Annotated in this window: 13 protein-coding genes; 12 read left to right on the top strand and 1 reads right to left on the bottom strand. The window is 42.9% G+C overall.

The features are described from left to right. Nucleotides 1–14: 14 nt before the first annotated feature. From NSS67_RS17815 to NSS67_RS17780, 8 genes are all read left to right on the top strand, one after another. Nucleotides 15–2,246, top strand: a complete 2,232-nt coding sequence (locus NSS67_RS17815; RefSeq protein WP_339314818.1) for an FAD-dependent oxidoreductase — start codon at nt 15–17, stop codon at nt 2,244–2,246. A gap of 17 nt (nt 2,247–2,263) precedes the next feature. Next, on the top strand, nt 2,264–3,472 hold the full coding sequence (locus tag NSS67_RS17810; protein WP_339314816.1) for a GDSL-type esterase/lipase family protein: 1,209 nt from the start codon (nt 2,264–2,266) through the stop codon (nt 3,470–3,472). A 295-nt stretch (nt 3,473–3,767) separates the two neighbouring features. Next, the gene (locus tag NSS67_RS17805; RefSeq protein WP_339314814.1) at nt 3,768–4,709 is read left to right on the top strand and encodes a hypothetical protein; all 942 of its coding nucleotides are present in this window, start codon (nt 3,768–3,770) and stop codon (nt 4,707–4,709) included. A gap of 109 nt (nt 4,710–4,818) precedes the next feature. Next, on the top strand, nt 4,819–11,589 hold the full coding sequence (locus NSS67_RS17800) for a putative Ig domain-containing protein (RefSeq protein ID WP_339314812.1): 6,771 nt from the start codon (nt 4,819–4,821) through the stop codon (nt 11,587–11,589). Between the two features lie 316 nt (nt 11,590–11,905). After that, nucleotides 11,906–12,499: a sigma-70 family RNA polymerase sigma factor gene (locus tag NSS67_RS17795; protein WP_339314811.1), complete on the top strand. Its 594-nt coding sequence runs from the start codon at nt 11,906–11,908 to the stop codon at nt 12,497–12,499. Between the two features lie 85 nt (nt 12,500–12,584). Further along, complete coding sequence (locus NSS67_RS17790; RefSeq protein ID WP_339314810.1) at nt 12,585–13,409, top strand: hypothetical protein; 825 nt, start codon at nt 12,585–12,587, stop codon at nt 13,407–13,409. 77 nt (nt 13,410–13,486) lie between these two features. Continuing rightward, nucleotides 13,487–13,945 carry a hypothetical protein gene (locus tag NSS67_RS17785; RefSeq protein ID WP_339314809.1) on the top strand — a complete coding sequence of 153 codons (459 nt, stop codon included), beginning with the start codon at nt 13,487–13,489 and terminating at the stop codon, nt 13,943–13,945. A gap of 51 nt (nt 13,946–13,996) precedes the next feature. Then, nucleotides 13,997–14,125 (top strand): hypothetical protein, encoded by a 129-nt coding sequence (locus NSS67_RS17780; RefSeq protein WP_339314807.1) that lies wholly within the window; start codon nt 13,997–13,999, stop codon nt 14,123–14,125. A gap of 51 nt (nt 14,126–14,176) precedes the next feature. Here NSS67_RS17780 and NSS67_RS17775 read toward each other — a convergent pair whose 3' ends face one another. Beyond that, on the bottom strand, nt 14,177–14,545 hold the full coding sequence (locus tag NSS67_RS17775; RefSeq protein WP_339314805.1) for a helix-turn-helix domain-containing protein: 369 nt from the start codon (nt 14,543–14,545) through the stop codon (nt 14,177–14,179). A gap of 148 nt (nt 14,546–14,693) precedes the next feature. Here NSS67_RS17775 and NSS67_RS17770 point away from each other — a divergent pair, with 148 nt between their 5' ends. From NSS67_RS17770 to NSS67_RS17755, 4 genes are all read left to right on the top strand, one after another. Next, nucleotides 14,694–15,719 carry an LLM class flavin-dependent oxidoreductase gene (locus tag NSS67_RS17770; protein ID WP_339314803.1) on the top strand — a complete coding sequence of 342 codons (1,026 nt, stop codon included), beginning with the start codon at nt 14,694–14,696 and terminating at the stop codon, nt 15,717–15,719. Nucleotides 15,720–15,754: 35 nt separating this feature from the next. Then, nucleotides 15,755–16,882: an NtaA/DmoA family FMN-dependent monooxygenase gene (locus NSS67_RS17765; protein WP_339314802.1), complete on the top strand. Its 1,128-nt coding sequence runs from the start codon at nt 15,755–15,757 to the stop codon at nt 16,880–16,882. A 38-nt stretch (nt 16,883–16,920) separates the two neighbouring features. Beyond that, entirely contained in the window at nt 16,921–17,886 is a 966-nt protein-coding gene (locus NSS67_RS17760; RefSeq protein ID WP_339314800.1) for a nitronate monooxygenase, read from the top strand. Between the two features lie 82 nt (nt 17,887–17,968). Then, nucleotides 17,969–18,394 (top strand): MarR family winged helix-turn-helix transcriptional regulator, encoded by a 426-nt coding sequence (locus NSS67_RS17755; protein ID WP_339314798.1) that lies wholly within the window; start codon nt 17,969–17,971, stop codon nt 18,392–18,394. The last annotated feature ends 83 nt before the right edge of the window (nt 18,395–18,477 follow it).

Below are 18,477 nucleotides of genomic sequence, written 5' to 3'. Positions count from 1 at the left end.
AGAAGGATCTAATCATGGAGGTTATCAAAATGGAGCTTATTAAAGCAGATGTAACCGTCGTAGGCGGAGGTATTGCTGGGATATGCGCTGCCATTGCTGCCGCACGCCAAGGGCTGCAGGTTTCACTTATTAATGATCGACCGGTTCTTGGGGGAAATGCGAGCAGCGAGGTCAGGGTTCATATCAACGGGTCGGCATATCTCGGAAACAGTCCCTCCTATTATGCACGCGAGGGCGGGTTGGTGGAAGAACTCAAGCTGAAGATTTTTCACTATAATCCGTTATACAACAAGAAGCTTATGCTTTCGCTTTCGGATGCGGTCTTGTTGGATATGGTTTATGCTGAGCCTAACATTTCTCTATTTCTGAATACATGCGTGCATGAAACGGGCATGGAGAACGGCAGAATTAAATGGGTGGAGGGCCTTCAATTGGCTTCCGAAAGAAAATTTCGATTTGAAAGCCGAAACTACATCGATTGCTCCGGAGATGGCGTTGTCGGATATCAAGCAGGTGCTCTCTTCCGATGGGGTAGAGAAGCGAAGCATGAATACAAGGAGGAATTGGCTCCTGAAGTGGCGGATCATTACACCATGGGGGATACGATCCTGTTTCAAGCACGTAACGTAGAATATTCCGTTCCTTACAAAAGGCCTGGCTTTGCGTATGATATTACGAAGTTGGCCTTTTTCGATAGTATCAGAAAAGGTTTAAACCATCGGGCATTTCCAAGAAAAATCAACGGGCTTGGCGGATTGTGGTGGCTGGAATACGGCGGACATATGGATATTATCAAGAATAATGAAGACATCGCATTGGAGCTGCGGAAATTGGTGTACGGGATTTGGGATTATATCAAAAATAGCGGCGAATTTGATGATGTGGACAATCTCATCTTGGATTATGTATGCCCGATTCCGGGAAAACGGGAGTCGAGGCGGTTTATTGGGGATCACATGTTGTCTCAGAACGACCTTACAGCAAAGCCGCATTTCGATGATGCTGTATCCGTTGGAGGATGGTATATGGATTTACATGCGAATAAGGGCATCTACGACGAGGGGCCGGCTACAGCATGGAATTTCGTGCCTGGATTGTACAATATCCCTTTCCGCAGTTTATATTCAAGAAATATTCCTAATCTCATGTTTGCTGGTCGAAATATAAGCGCTACTCATGTGGCTTTCGGATCTACAAGGGTAATGGCAACCTGCGGTTGTATGGGGCAGGCGGTTGGAACGGCTGCTTCGTTATGCTTGAAATATGAGATAGACCCCGCGGCCATAGTCGACTCTCATATGGAGGAACTGCAGGCGCTGCTGCTTCGAGATGGCCAAACGATTGTAGGGCTTCAAGAGGAATTGGATCCTTACTTCGCTGACGGATTAACTATTCATGCCTCGTCTCAGCGCAGCTATGACAATCTTCATCCAACCGAAGAGATTTCCTTGGAGAAAGGGTTATGTTTGGTCTTGCCGATTCAGACATCCGTGGCTGAAAGCGTACGGATCAAAATTAAAAATATTTCCGAGTATTCGGAAACTCTGCATGTGAAGCTGTTTGGCGGGGAACGGAAGGAAAACTACATTCCCACCAGCGAGTTGAAAGACTACGGCTTGATTATTACAGCCGGTCATGACGACTGGATTACGCTAGACTTGGACTGCAAGAAACCGGCTGACGATAAAATCTACATTATATTGGAAGGTACGGCGAGCCTTGTCGTATACGTTAATGAAGAGAAAATGACTGGATCGGTTACCTTCCATTATAGGCCGGAAGAGCCGTCCAGGCTGAAGAAACTCAATAAGAGCATTTGCTTCAAGGATCTGTTACCATCTCAGATTATGTATAATTCCGAGAATGTCGTCAACGGCTACTCCAGACCTTATGGTCTACCGAACGGCTGGATTTCTGAACGTACGGAAGGACAGGAATGGTTGGAATTCCGTTTTGCCAGTCCCAAAAATCTGGACGAAATCCATCTTGTTTTCAATTCGCAGCTAGATTTGGAGCATTTCGACGATCCGATCGAGACTCTTATCCAAGATTATGATATGACCTTGACCTTAGAAGACGGAAGCGAGAGGACAATCATAACTCGTGGGAATTATCTCACCTTGAATAAACATAAGGTGGATGCGAAAGAGGTAACCCAAATCCGCTTCGATTTCTGTGCCACATATGGTTCGCCTTACTTTGAAGTGTTTGCTGTAAAATGCTTTGCTCCTAAAAACGATAAATGAGGTCAGGTGAAGTCGCGATGAAGGAATTATTCCCGCGAAGAGGGCTCCCTAATGTAATTCAGAAGTTGGAAAATGGGGATACCGTAACAATCGTCTATTTCGGTGGTAGCAATACTCGTTCTGAAGGATACAGGGTCATGACGGCGGATTGGCTTCGTGAGCAATATCCTCAGGCGGATATTCGCTCTATAAATGCAGGCATTAATGGGACAGGATCGGATTTGGGCTGTGCCCGTTTGGAGACAGACGTACTGCGTCATCAGCCTGATCTAGTATTTGTTGAATTTGTCGGTAACGATGGCGGAGATCCCGAATCCAAGGCGCGGATCGAAGGAATTGTTCGTCAGATCCGCAAGCGGAACCGGTTTACCGATATCCTGTTCGTTTATACGGTGAAGGAGCGGGATGTGGCCGGATTTCAGTCTGGGGAATACCAGAAGGGGGCTTTAATGCAAGAGGAAGTGGCCGACTACTATGGTATTCCTTCGATTCATCTGGGCGTAGCGGTCAGTCACTTGGTGTCGGAGGGAAAGCTCATTTTTACCTCAAAGGAAAACGTGTCCATTCCGGGAGCCGTTATTTTTACGCAAGATTCGATCCATCCGACCATTCCCGAAGGACACCAGATTTGGACGGATACGATTACCCGGTCATTCGATAAAATTAGCGAACTTCGAGATCATCTGGGAAGGGTGGAACATCACTTGCCTCAGAATCCGTTAGTCCCGGCTAATCCTTGGGAGTATGCGGCCATGCTGTCACTGGATAGTATTACCGATTTTTCCGCAGGATGGTCTTACATGACTCCCGATGATTTTGCTTTAGTGCGCGAGTACAATTGGTTGTTCCCCGGCCTATGGCGAGCAGTCGATCCTGGAGAGGCTATCACGGTGCAGTTCGAGGGAACCCATATCGGGTTATTCGATATCGGCGGGCCTGATTCAGGCAGATTGAAGGTGTCGGTGGATGGTGGGGAACCCTTTATTGTCGATCGATTCACACTACACAATGATCATAATCGTAATCAGTATATATTCTTGCCGGAGCTCCCGAATGGGAAACATACGGTTCGCTTCGAAGTCGATACCGAGAAGACAGTCAAAGCAGCCGTATTTGAGGCATGCGGCAATGAACGAAGTAGTGAGCATGTTCGGCAGCATCCAGATTGGTACGATCAAACGGTGATCCAGCTAGGGAAGTTGTTATTGGTGCAGCCGCCATTATAATTATTCATTAGGCTTTATCCACTATGTTTTGAACACAATAGTCTGTTGGCATTAAAGTTGGTTTACTTTTAAAGGTTATATCAAATGGCTTCGTCCTTTGTTTTCAGAGGGCGAAGCCATTCGTTTTTTTGGGGATTATAACGGACAGCTCGCTAATTGCATACGCATTATTGCGAACTAGGAGTGTTTTTTTATAAGTCAAATTTGTTCTAATTCAGTCTAAATAAGCGCTTAAATTAAGGGGTAGCTAAACTTACAATTATGTCTAACCATTCTATTGGAAAGGGAGGGCGTCATGAAGATTACAAGACGGAAACCAACAGTGATTATCTTCTTTACCGCTTTGATTGTTCTTGCTTTACTCGTGTTGAGCTTAACTAACAAAAAGGCGGAGCTACCTGAAGATTGGATATTTACAGTAGATGGATACGCCGTAACAGAGGAAGAATTCCAATTTTATGTAAAAGAGCAGAGAGCTATAACGGCAGACTATTTCTTCAGAACTTATGGGGCCCAAGTAGATGAGGGCTTCTGGACAGGTCAATACGGCGACAATCATGAAACCCCATCTGAATACACCAAGAAATCTGCGATGACTGCATTGCTAAAGACCAAGCAGGAGCAATTTATTGCAGACGAGCGGGGGATCGCCTCTTACAAAAGCTTTGATGAGCTAAAATCCGACATGGAAGATGAAAATGTTAAGCGAGCTAAGATGGATGATTCAGGAGGGACTTACTATGGGTTGCCTCAGTTTGATTTAAATCAATACATGCAATACTTAAGTGGCGCCCGTTGGCCGAATTTAGTAGAAACTCAGGTTAAAAAAACGAAATTGAGCGAAGCAGAGTTGCAAGTTGAGTATGCATCAAAAAGTACGGAATATGTTCGTGTTGCTAATGAATTAACGGCGGCATTAGCGACAGCGGGACAGGCCAAGGAAGAGAAAGTGCTAAATCGTTTGGACATATCCAAAGAAGATACTGAGTCTCTTAAGTTCTGGGAGTCATTAACTGCTGCTTCTGTAGGTGAGACCGTAATCGGAAAATATATGGGCGAAGATGTCGTTGCCACATTAACTACAAAACCGAAAATCACCAAGCTTAAACTGGATGAAGTAAAAGATTCCATTACATACGGATGGGCGGAATCTGACTTGCGAGCGTTAATTACAAATACGGATAAGTTGAAGATCGTGTATAACGGTAATCGATTCAGTGAATTAGTAGTGAACTAGAATAGTTTTGTTGTTAAGTTTATAGAAATCTGTGTCTATTGAGACTTCCATAGATGCAGATTTTTTATAAAGCATTAAATTATAAATTTCAAAGGGAGGAAGTTTTGGGATGATACGATCGAAATGGATGCAAAAAGTTTTGTCGATGGTTACGGCAACGACGTTGGTATTCCCTGGTCTGTTCGGCTTGGCGCCTTCATCTGAAGTGTCAGCTGCGGGAGGGAGTGAATCTTTTGACTCCGTTGTACTAGAATTGACACAAGCGGCAGGACAGGCAGGCAGGGTGAATCTTGCCTATAAAGGTTCGCCTTTAAGCAGTCTGGTGAAAGGACCGGTTATTGACGAGGTTAGTTATGATTCCAGCAATTCGAATCTATTAACTGTTAATAATCAGGGGAACATTACTTTAGCTAGCGGTTATACATTTGCGTCGCCAGGTGCTCCGGGCATCCCAGTGACAATCACAACCACGGCGAGTTATTACAATGACTCAGATGTGTTATTCATGGAGGACTTCGAGAACAACAATGGTCCGATGACATCAACGGGCAAATTAGGTTCATCATTCACGCTGTCCGATGCTCAGTCCCGTTCTGGATTGAAAGCGATTACACCGTCAGGTGATACGAATAATGAAAATGTAGCCCAAGACGTGGCATTGCCAGGTGGAAGCAATTATAAGATGACGGCATGGTATTTTGACCCATATCCTGAAGAGGAGCAGACAGCGACGGATAGAACTCAGTTTGCTATTGTAGATGGAAAAAATGCCACCTTTGCCGGGACATTCTATCAAAGTTCAGAGGCTGATGTTATTCATAACCCGACGAGATATACTTGGGCATATGCACCATCATCAGCGGGTACAGCAGGCAACCGTTGGAAAGATAGCGGTGCTTTACGTTCCACAGGCTGGCATAAATTCGAGTGGCTCATTACACCGAATGGTGCGACGTTACACATAGACGGAACATTAATATCCGATTCAGCGCAAAGTGATATTTACAAAGCTATGAAGAGCGGTACAACCATTCAGCCTAAAATAGCTGGAGGATGGAACAGTCAGTCAGGCAACAAACCATATATAAAAAATAAACATTTAATCGACGATTTTTATGTCGTAAAAGATGTGGCTACAACAACAGGAACCAGAACATTAACACTCAATTTGGTACCTCCCGGCGGATTGCCAAATTTAGAAATAATCACTCAGCCAACAGCCGCAGAAGTGAAACAAGGTGAGAAAGCAACATTTAGCGTTACTGCATCAGCCGCTGCTGTAACTTATCAATGGTATGTATCTGACGACGAGACTGGCTTGAACGGGGTAAAAGTCAGCGGAGCTGATAAGGCGGTATTAACGCTTCCCAATGTGGACTCAGCCTCACAACAAGGCAATTTCTATTATTGCGAAGTGTCCTCGGCAGAGGGAGTTATGGTGAAATCCAATGCCGTACCGTTATTGATAACCACCAATACACAGGTGAATGCGCCAATTAACCCGACGCTTGACTCGGACACAGGCATTTACAGCGGCGACTCCAATTACGGAGATACCCTTGTAACACTGTTCAAAGACAGTGGACCTGTTGGTTATTATTTATCGAAAAATGGGGGGCCTGACCAGCCTAACAATCATGAAAGGCATCATGTTCTGTCCTATGCAAGGGCACTGGGAGTGGGAAACTACACGGTTACAGCCATTGTCATTAATAATGCGGGGGACATCAGTGAAGAAGTTGCAGCAAACGGAAAATTGACGATCGAGAAATTGCCTAAACCGGCAAATGGCAGATGGAACGGCACATACGCTACATGGGATCGCGTCGCAAACGCATCTGCCTATTCGGTTCAACTCTTCAGTAATGGAGTGGCTAATGGAAGTCCGATTGCAGCAACAAGCAATGATGCGGCTTTGTCCCCGACTTTAAATGATACTTTTAAAGTACAAGCAAATGGCAACGCAACGTCACGATTCTTGGACTCTGATGAATCAGGGGAGAGTGCACAATATTCAGCCAACATTGCGTTAATTCGCCAGAACGATACTTTACGGGCAGGAGACAAAACGCGGTTAATCGTTGACACTGCTGATGTGTTTGTTGCTGATAACATCAGCTTCAGCCCGGCGGATCAAGATAAGGCTAAGATTGAAGTTGATGATGCCGGATTCGTGACGGTTAAGAAAGGTTATGTTCCGACAGGGAACGAAGAGGTCACTGTTCAAGTGAGTGTTGATTACTTCAATAAGGCTGACACTATGTTTTACGATGGATTTGAAGGGGAGAAGAAATTTTCAAATGGTGCGAATGGATATGGTCACAGCGATTTGATGTCCCGTACCGGAGGAAAGGCTGCGACATCAAGCGGCATCGGTCAGGTGGCTACGGTCCCAGGTAACTATAATTACGCCCCTGCAACCGGTAAAACAACAATCGTTACTGCTTGGTACTACGATGATGGTAGAGCGGCTTCCAATGACCACGCTGTCTTTGGCTTAACCCCATCGCCCAATGAACATATTGCAATAAATTATGGCAATGGAGATGGCGACTGGGCAGCAAATCTGACCAATTACTCAGTCAGACCCGGTTCATCCGGGAGATTCTATCCTGTAGATGTCAAGCGAAGCGAAGGCTGGCATAAATTTCAATGGTTCGTTACATCAGCGGGAACTACCTCTAAAATCGATGGACAAGACATTCAAAGACAAACAACAGATGGCGGAAATTTTGATACCCTAGTTAAGAACAATATTTCCAAGATCGATGCATTGCAGCTTGCTACGAACTGGGGCAACAAGCCTGGTACGGTTAAGGATATACAGAACAGGCACTTTATCGATGACGTATATGTTATCGATAGTGGAATAACAGCCCAAACCGGAACAGCTTCTATTACGCTGAAGCTCATGCCTAAAGAGTATAGTCACTTGGAAGACAGCACATATGTTATGGGTCTGGATGACTATAAAATCACCGTAAATCCTGATTTAGCGGATCTAGCTGGAGTAGAGATCGGCGCTGTAGCTCTACAGCGGGATGTGGATTATACGGTTAGCGGTAAAGTATTGAAGATTAACAAAGAATCATTCGCAAGAAATAATATCGAGCCGGGAAAATATACCGTTAGGCTTGATCTGAATCCTGCCGAAATCACATTGGAGTTGAACATTGTCCCCCTTGAAGTCCGTGATTATTATTTCTCTAATAACGGTGACGATCATGCAGATGGACGCACACCGGCTACGGCATGGAAATCAATCTCCAAGATTAATGAATATGTATTTATGCCAGGTTCAACCATTTATCTGGATGCGAATAGCGTATGGAATGAACAAATCAAACTACGCGGCAATGGTGAGAAAGAAAATCCGATTACGCTTACAAAATATAACACGACCGACCCTAACCAACGCCCGATCATTAATGGTGGAGGTACAGCGTCGAGCCCATCAGGCATTTCCTTAAACGGTACAATTGAGTTATATGACGTTAATTATTGGGTAGTCAGTGGAATTGAAGTAACGAATATCGGCAATAAAGCAGGTGACGGCCGCTCAGGTATTGCTGTAATGTCACGGATTTCCAAGCTGGGACAAGGTCAGTTTAATATTCAAGATTATGCTGATGCTCGTATGCAAGGAATCGTCATTCGAGATAACTATGTTCATGATGTTAATGGGCTGCACCAAGCAAATGGAGCAAATAAGATATCCGGCGGCATCATTATTAATGGTTATGTAGATATATTGGTTGAAGGCAACAAAACACTTCGCTGCGATAACGAAGGTATTCGCAATAATGCCTACGGGCCAAGTAATCCAGGGACAAATAACACAGGCATTACTTGGAGTAACTCAAGTTATCCTTGGGCATCAAACGCTGTGTTTAGAAACAACTGGGTTTCTAGTTCGGTTGGAGATGGCATTGTTATGTCTGGCGGGAACAACTCCCTTGTGGAACGAAATGTGGTCACAGACAGCGGTTACAGCTATTTAAGCGATAAGAGCGGCAACTTGGTTACGAACTGGGGGCCAAATAATACAACGCCAACCTATCTAGGTTCGCAAAACTATGCGGCAGCGTGGATTATGGCAAGTAAAGGTACGATCTTCCGTTATAATGAAGCTATAGATAACCCTTATCATGCAAGTAATGACGGTATGGCTTGGGACATTGACAACTATTGTCAGGACAATGTGTATGAATACAATTACAGCCGAAATAACTATGGCGGTTGGTACTTACAGATGAATTCTGCCAAGGGAAATATCGTTCGCTATAACATTAGCGTGAACGACGGTCGCAGCCCGGATTTCAACAAGAGCTTTAACAGTCTTGTATTACTTGCGGGAGGTTCTTCAACGAGCGAAGAATTAAGCGGATTATACTATAACAATATTATCGTCACGCCATTAAAGAATAGCAGTTCGATAGTATTTGACCCGACAGCCTCCAACTTGCACATTTACTTCCAAAATAATATATTTGCCTACACTGGGGCAAACAACCAGGTTGGTTTGAAAGGCGGGGGAACATCAGCTCCATTTACAGCCGGACGGTTTACGAACAACATTGTATATCCGGCAAATCTTTTTGGTAACATGAACGCAGGTGGAGGCGGGTATCTAGGTGCAGGCGTAACAGCAACAGATAACCGCTATGTAACGGAAGAGGAACTAAATTCTATATTAAATGATTATAAATCTGCGCCGGAACATTGGATTACCAACAGCGGAACAGTTGATGCCAAGCTTGATTACAGTGCGATGAACGGGTTTCGTCTTGCTGACGGTAATAACCTGGCCCTTGGTGCAGGTGCCGAGATTGTAAGCCCATATGTTGATCGCGCGAACGCACTGCCTCATATGACGGAGAGAACAGACTTCTTCGGCAATCCACTTAGCGGCAGAACGCCTTCCATCGGCGCGCACAACCCTTATGCGGTAACTTTTGATTCCAACGGTGGCAGCGAAGTTGTGATGAAGTTCGCTGATATGGGCGGGACAATTACAGAGCCAACAGTGCCGACAAAAGAAAAAGCTGTTTTCGGCGGTTGGTATCAAGATGCAGGATTAAACGATGCCTGGGATTTCATTGCTGATCCTGTTACAAGGGATATTGAATTATATGCGAAATGGGTTGAAGACGCAGGTAAGGCGCCAACGATTACGACGAATTCACTTGCGGATGGCAAGGTAGGACAACCTTATTCGGCAGTTCTTACCTCTGACGGCGATAAACCGATCAAATGGGCCGTTGTAGATGGCCAATTGCCAACAGGATTGAGCTTGGATGAAGATGCAGGTGTTATCTCTGGTACACCGGATCAATGGGGTCAATTTTCGTTCAAAGTTCAAGCTAACAATGACACAGGCAGTGACACGAAACCGTTCAATATAGTGATCACTGAAGATGTCTCAGTTGACACAGCTCCGGAGATTATTACTAAGAATTTGCCAAGTGGCAAAGTTGGACAACCGTATACGGTAACATTAGCGGTATATGGCAGCGAACCGATTACTTGGAAGGTCCAGGGAGGAGATTTGCCAGTAGATTTGAACCTGGATGAAGCAACAGGCGTTATCTCGGGTACGCCTCAAGAGGCAGGATATTACGAATTCACTGTTGCAGCAACGAATGATTTTGGTATAGATAAGCGAGTATTGAGCATCGAGATTAAAGAAGATAAGCCAGTTGCTACAGCTCCGGAGATTATCACTAAGAATCTGCCAAGCGGTAAAGTTGGACAACCGTATACAGTAACTTTAGCGGTATACAGCGACGAACCGATTACTTGGACAGTCACCGATAATTATCTACCTGTTGGGTTGAATTTAGAAGGAGCTACGGGTGTTATTTCAGGGATGCCTACTGAAGCGGGAACTTACAAATTCACTGTTACGGCTTCCAATCATGCTGGCATAGATATGAGAGAGTTAACAATCGTAATTAATGCAAATAACAATGGCGGCAATAATGGCGGAAGTTCAGATGGCCCAAGCAGTACGCCGACTCCTTCGCCGGATCCTATTGATGCTACAATCAAAGAGCACCTGAAGAAGGGTAATTCCATTGAATTGACGATGTCAGCCGGAAAAGATGAGCTTGAGATTCTAAGTGATACGATCGGTGCGATTATTAAAGCTGACAAGCCGCTAACCGTTACGAATGACACCGTATCTGTTGAATTGTCCCCTGAATTGTTGAAACAGTTGAATACAGGTAAGAGGATAAAGGTTGTCATTAAACCTGTAGATGAAGGAGACGGAGTTACAGGGCGGGGATATGAGTTGAAGATCTTCGCAGATGGCCGAGAAATAACGGATTATACAGGGCTTATACCAGTAACCTTCGATCTGACAAAAGAGAAGTTGTCGACTAACGATATTAGCATGTTATGTGGTGTCATGCTTCGATTAGACGGTAACATGGAACGTTTAGGCGGCAAATATGACCATAAGACAGGTAAATTCACCTTCAGAACAAAAGGGCTAGGCTATATCTTCGTTACTACCAAGCCTGAACCTGTGAAATTGGAATTTACGCTAGGTAAGACAGGGTATAAATTAAACGGAATCGAAATGAGTATGGACGTTGCATCGATGGTAGTTAAAGGCAGAACGTTAGTGCCACTGCGCTTCGTTGCTGATAGTTTAGGAGCAAATGTTGGCTGGGATAACATTACGAAAACCGTAATGATTACCTTGGAAGGTCAGACTTTGTCGATTGCGATCGGTGAACTTGCACCAGGAATGGATGTAGCAGCTGAAATAGTAAACGGACGTACAATGCTCCCCTTACGCTTCATAGCTGAGCATTTTGGTGCAGATGTATTCTTCGATAATATTACGAAATCCATTAGTATCAAGAAGTAGTATTCGCTAACATTAGAAGCAACGCACGAAACCCTCTAACATGTACTTTAATGTTAGAGGGTTTCTAGTTTTGGCACGGCAAAAGCCCCCTCTCCCAGCGTCTCTTAAAGGCTCGTTTCGAGGACGTTGAAAAGGCAATAGCTGAAGAATATCGAATATTTTATAACGGCTTGAATTTAGCCCATATGACATTTAATTTTGGGGGACGCAAGGTCCTTATGGAGACGCAATAAATGCCTATAATGCTAATACGATAAGCTATGTCACATTTTGGGTCGAGCTCTTCGTTGTATAGAGTGAAAGGGGGGGAGACAGCTTGAATGATACGGAGTTAAGTCAGATCATTGCAGATGTGTTGGATGGGGACACAGAAAAATTCGAGAAAATCATGGAGGTTTATCAAAAACCGATTTTTCTCTACTGTTATCATATGCTGGGCAATTATGCCGAAGCCGAGAATAACGCACAGGAAGTATTTTTGAAGACATTCCGCAGCTTGAAGAAATATACCCAATATCAAATAGATTTTGGCGCCTGGGTATACAAGATTGCTTACCATCAATGTATCGATATCATCCGCAAGCGAAAGTTGGTGAAATATTTGCCCTTCTTTTACCAGGATGAGAAAGATAATAATGAAGTCGATTTGCATATAGACGCCAACTATTTTGATGAATCCGTACATCAAGCCATGGCAAAATTATCGGCGGAAGAGCGTAATTTATTAATCTTACGTTGTGTCGAGGATAAAAGCTACCAGGAGATCGGATTGATTCTCGGCAAAAGCAGCGCCAGCCTTCGTAAAAAATACGAACGTACATCTGCAAAATTCCGAAAGTATTATGCTCAAGTGAAAGGAGTGGGAGTGTATGAATATGGACAGGGATCGGGATTTGAAAAAACTGTTTGATGACCCGCGCATTCCCGACGCCGACTTGACAGGAAAAGTAATGAGAATATTACATGCTAAGCCAAAAGAAAAGGAGAGGTTTTTTATGAAATATAAAGTTGTTTTGACTGCGTGTGTAGGGATGATGTTAATGGCCTCCACAGGTTATGCGGCAGTTCAATATCATTCTTTGACGAATAAGGATGGCGAAGTCGTATATGAGACTAAATCGACGAAAGATTACGAAAAAACAGAAACGAAAGATGAGATAGAGCGTTACAAGGCATTTTATGAACTTAAGGATAAGGTGCTAAAGAACGGGGAAGCTGGGCTGTTCTATATGGTTGCCAATAATCCGAATCATGAAACAATTCTTGGAACGAAGGTGACTATCTTCCGAGATCTTTCTCAATTGAGAGATAAGATTACGGATAAATCAATTAAGATCGCAGACAAAGTTAATGGAAATTATACATTCCAAAAGGCGGACGTAATCTTTAAAAATGCTCAGGAAGTGAATCCTCCTTCTTCGGAAGAAAAAAAGAAAATGGCAGAAAAGCTGAGAAAGCAGGCGGAAGAATCCAATCAGGGATATGCCATGATGCCGGTTGAAATGACAGATCAGTTTTTCCTTCTCTTTGCTACGTATCAAAATGGCGAAGATAAAATCGGGGTTAATATCACTAATCTGAGTGGAAAGAGCGATCCTACAATGTATATTGACGAGAACGTTGAATTTAAGCAGGAGAAGGTTCAAGTGAAGGGAGTAGAAATGCTGCTTACAGAATTTGCTCCTTCGCAGACCCACGAGCTGAAATGGGTATACGAGAGCCCTGACAAAAAGGTGAAATACGCCTATACTTTACGTGGAGACATAAATAAAGTAAGCAAAGAAACCTTGATGAAACTTGCCGAAAGCTATTTGGAATAATAAATACTAAAACATTACGGGAATCTTCTCCATAGCGGACATTCTCAAAACATCTTATGAGGAGCGTGATCATCCTAATGAAACGTCGTTCACCTGTTGCTTTCGGATACCTGATTGTCTTATTAGCAATACTAGTTATGCAACTTGATTTCACGGGGTTAAAGAATCGTATGTATCCTAATACAACGTTTACGAAAGAAGTTATCGAAAAGATTGGGAATAAGGAAGTCACTTCTATGCTATTAATTCAATACACTGGAAATACATTGGTTCTGAAAAATAAGGAAGATACAGATCAAATTTTAGATTCTTTAGCTCCTTTAAAATTGAAAAGAGTGAAGAAACTTCCTGATACTTCTATAGAAACGTATTATATTATACTTAGGAACCAAGGAGAAAAAAAATTCGGAATTAGTCTATATGATACAAAGCATATGGTAATCACTAATTATAAAAATTCTTCTACGGAGCGATATAAAATAACAAATGATATTGATCTCGATAAAATCAAGAAGTATCTGGAAAACGGAAAATAAAAATTGCGAATTCGACTAAATGAACTATAGCTCGATGAAGAGGGGGCCAAAATGCAAATTTTAGTAGGTGGGGAGGTGACGATGGGTACCCGAATGTACGATATTCAGCATGGTAAACTTGCTGTTTTGGTTAGCCAGGGCATAACGGAGTTTAGCCGGGTTAAGATCGACACTGTATAAGAGAACTGTCCCATTTGCAGAGAAACCTGCATATGGGATTTTGTCTTTGTTCTAACCTTCATCGAATTCGGGTTTATCGCCGTATTCTTTACCGAAGTCCTCCATTTTTTCAAGGATCGGAAGTAATTTGATACCCTTGTCTGTTAACGAATACTCTACCCGCGGAGGAACTTCCGGATATACTTCACGTTTAATGACCCCATCGTTCTCAAGCTCCCTAAGTTGATTGGTGATCGAGCCTTGTGATAACCCTCCAAGAAATTTTTTTATATCCGTATAACGGCGTGTTTCTCCTTTTAGAAACCATAAGATAAAATATTTCCAACGTCCTGAAAGAACATTTTGGGTGAAGGCTATCGCATACATATCCCTTTTATCATCCATAAATTCTTTGTCAAATCCTTCATTACAAACCTTCATTGATATCACTCCTAGTCAAAAGGTACAAACAGTTGTACCATGTCCATTTATATTGCCCTCTTTGCAGCTGAACATATTGACTTTATGCTTATGTCAGCAATCATTTAGCAAGCTAAGTAAATATAACATAGAAAGGAGTTGCTGATAAGTGAATACAGCAAATAGTCTAAAACTTTCAATTTTAGACTTCGTTCATATCTATAAAGGAATTGATGCAAGGCAAAGTCTTCAAAACATAACGGAAATGGTTCAATTTGCAGAACGGTGGGGGTACAACAGGTATTGGTTCACTGAACATCATAATACAACAACTTTGATGGGGACTTCACCAGACTTGTTAAGCCTACATGCAGCAGCTCAAACCAAAAGAATTCGAGTAGGTTCCGGGGGGATCATGTTGCCTAATCACAGCCCCTTGAAAGTAATGGAGAACTTTACTCTTCTCGAAGGATTGTATCCAGGGCGTGTTGATCTTGGGATTGGCAGGGCTTCTGGAGCTGATGGCCGGACCATGTGGGCATTACTAAGGTCCCGAGAATTAATGGAGGTGAATGACTTTCCAGAGCAATTAGATATTCTGCTTTCCTTTTTTGACCGTAACTTTAAAGATTCCCACCCGTTTAGTCACATCAATCCTCCTGGAGATAAATCAATGGTTCCAGATATGTTTATGCTGGGATCTAGCGAGGGCGGATTACATTTTGCCTTGGAAAAAGGATTAGGGTTTGTATTTGCAGCTCATTTGGCACCACAACTGGCTATTCCCGTTTTAAGAGCTTACCGTTCGAATTTTAAACCTTCGTCATATTTAAATGAACCCCAAAGTATGTTAGCGACGATCGTTATCACAGCTGAGACGGAAGAAGAGGCTAAATATATTGCAGGACCGGCGGAGTTAATGTGGGCACAGATGAGCACAGGGACGAGAAATCTAACTTTACCTACACCTGACGAAGCTCAAAATCATATATACACTCCTCAAGAAGAGCTGGCTAGGGAACGAAATAAAGAACGCTTTGTTATTGGAAGTGTTAGTCAGGTTGCTGAGCATCTTCATCAAATGGCGAGAGCAAGTTTAGTTGATGAAATTATAATTGCAGACTTCTATCCTAATCAAGAAAGCCGAAAGAAAGGACATGAATTATTGGCTAAGGAAATAGGTTTAACACATTGAAATACGTGAACTCGTGAAAAGGAGATCATTCAAGCATGGAAAAAAGAAAGCTTAAATTAGGAGGAATTATTGATGGCGTTGGCTGGAATCACACAGGTTGGAGACACCCCGCTATTCCAGCAGATGCCAGTGAGAATATTGAGTATTACGTACAGAAAGCCATACAACTTGAACAGGGAAAGTTCGATCTCATCTTTTTAGCGGATGTAAGTCATATTGGACCTGGCATGATCCCTCACTATCTAAGCATGTTTGAGGGCGTATCCATTTTATCTGCATTGAGTATGGTCACTCACTCCATTGGCTTGGCAGCAACCATAGCGACTTCATATGCTGATCCATTTACGGTTGCCAGACAAATCGCCTCACTCGACAAGATTAGCAAGGGCAGAGCAGGGTGGAATGCAATCACCTCGAATCCGGGAGGGTTAGCCAACTACAGCCGGTCCCATTTAAGGAAAGCAGATCTTTATCCTATGAAAAAAGAGTTTTTAGAGATTGTTGAAGGTCTTTGGGATTCATATGAAGACGATGCCTTTATACGTGATAAGAAAAGCGGGGTATTTTATGACCCTGCTAAGATGCATCCGCTAAATTATACTGGGAATTACTTTTCAGTGGAGGGGCCATTAAATGTCAGTCGATCCCGGCAAGGCAGACCGGTCGTCTTTCAAGCCGGTACTTCCATGGAATTCATGGATATTGCTGCACAGCATGCCGAGGTCATCATGGCGCCTGGAGATGATTTTGAATATCTCAAGGCATTTACTGCTGAACTTAAACGTAAAGTGCAAAATCAAGGGCGTTCACCAAACGACCTACTGATGATGCCTTCTCATAATCCCATCGTTGGTGAAACGGAAAAAGAAGCCTTGGACAAGCTAAGGGAAATCGAATCTTGGATGCCTAAAGGTTATCGAGTGCCGAAACCTCAATGGCTGGGATCTGCGGAGCAGGTTGCCGAAAAAATAGAAAATTGGTATCGAGAGGGCGTCATGGATATCTTGCTCATAAGACAGGATCATCCAGCCGGATTTGAAGATTTTATCCGATTGGTTGTTCCCATTTTGCAAGATAAAGGCATCTTCCGCAAGGAGTATGAGGACGACACACTTCGGGGGAATTTGGGTCTACCTTACCCTGAAAACAGGTATACGAAGTAATAATAAAAAAAATTATTTAAATAGAGGAGAAATCAATCATGAAAAACCGAATTACAGAACTACTGGGAATAGAACACCCTATTATTTCAGCTGCAATGACATGGGTAACTTCTGCGGAATTTGTTGCAGCAGTCTCCAATGCAGGTGGAATGGGCGTACTCGGGCCAAATGCTGGCCAAACCGAAAAGGCAACAAGTGCAGAAGATATGGCAGACCGGTTAACCCAAGAAATTCGCAAGGTAAAAGCTTTAACGAATAAACCTTTTGCAGTAAATTACATTTTCCCGATGGGAGGGGTTACTGAAGACCCATTTACTAATGCAGTTTTTGATGTATTGGTAAAAGAAGAGGTGAAAACCGTTATTGCCATTGGGCTGAATGTGGTCGATCGTGAACTGAAACGGCTTAAAGAACAAGATATTAAAGTAGTGTATAGAGACTTAAGCCCAACGGTAGAGAAACTTGTAGAAGCTGAGAAATCAGGAGTGGACGCACTTATCGTTACAGGTTATGAAGCTGGAGGCCATATGAGTGATTATAAAATTAGCACTCTTTCGCTTGTTCCACAAATCACTTCACTTGTACAAATACCTGTGATTGCTGCCGGAGGGATTATTGATGGCCGAGGAGCGAAAGCAGCGCTATCTATGGGTGCGGAAGGTGTGTACATGGGGACAAGGTTCATAGTAACTAAGGAAAATCCAGCTAGCATAGAAACAAAAAAAGCCATTATTAAGGTGAAGAGTGAAGAGTTTATTGAATTTAAGTCAGGCGCAGGACATTTGAGAACAATTCCTACAGATGCGGGCAAAAAAGCGTTAGAACTCATTAATCAAGGAAAGCCTGCAGAAGCATACAAATATTATGGGGAAGGGTTCAAAATTGGAATGTTAGATGGCGATCTGATCAATGGTACCATAAGTGTATCTGAAGCAGCTGGTGGCATTCAACAAATTGCAACATGTCAAGAAGTGGTTGATGAAATTGTTAAATCCATCGGATGAATTCAAGATAAATTTGTTTGAAACATCAAATTCATCGTGTTATAGTTAGCTCGCTAAATAACATTTGAGGGATGATGAAAATATGAAAGATCAATTGGATTGTGATATTCGTCATTCGTTAGATCGGATCTCCTCCCAAATGCGTCGACATTACAGCGAATCTCTAAGAGAACTTAACCTTTATGTTGGCCAGGATAATTTGCTGTATCGCTTGTGGTTGGGCGATGGGATCACACAAATGCAACTAAGTGAACATTTAAAATGCGAACCGCCTACGGTAACGAATATGGTCAAGTCATTAGAGCAAAATGGATTTATATACCGCAAACGTGATGAGCAAGATGCAAGGGTTATGCGGATTTATCTTACAGACAAAGGAAAAGAATTAGAGGGTCCGGTTGAAATCAAATGGAAAGCCCAACAGGAAAAATTACTGCTGTCTTTTTCTATGGAAGATCGCTTGATACTAGGACGATTAATGAAAATGATGGAGAGAAATTTATTATGATTTCTCCATCTTTTCCAATATACTTAGCAAGCTAAATAATATTTGCGATTCATCAGTCCGCTTATCAAGAAAGATTTTTCCGT

It is taken from the genome of Paenibacillus sp. FSL R10-2734 (assembly GCF_037963865.1).
GTDB lineage: Bacteria > Bacillota > Bacilli > Paenibacillales > Paenibacillaceae > Paenibacillus_AQ.
Note: the sequence above shows the minus strand (reverse complement) of the source record. Positions and strands in the feature narration are given on the sequence as shown.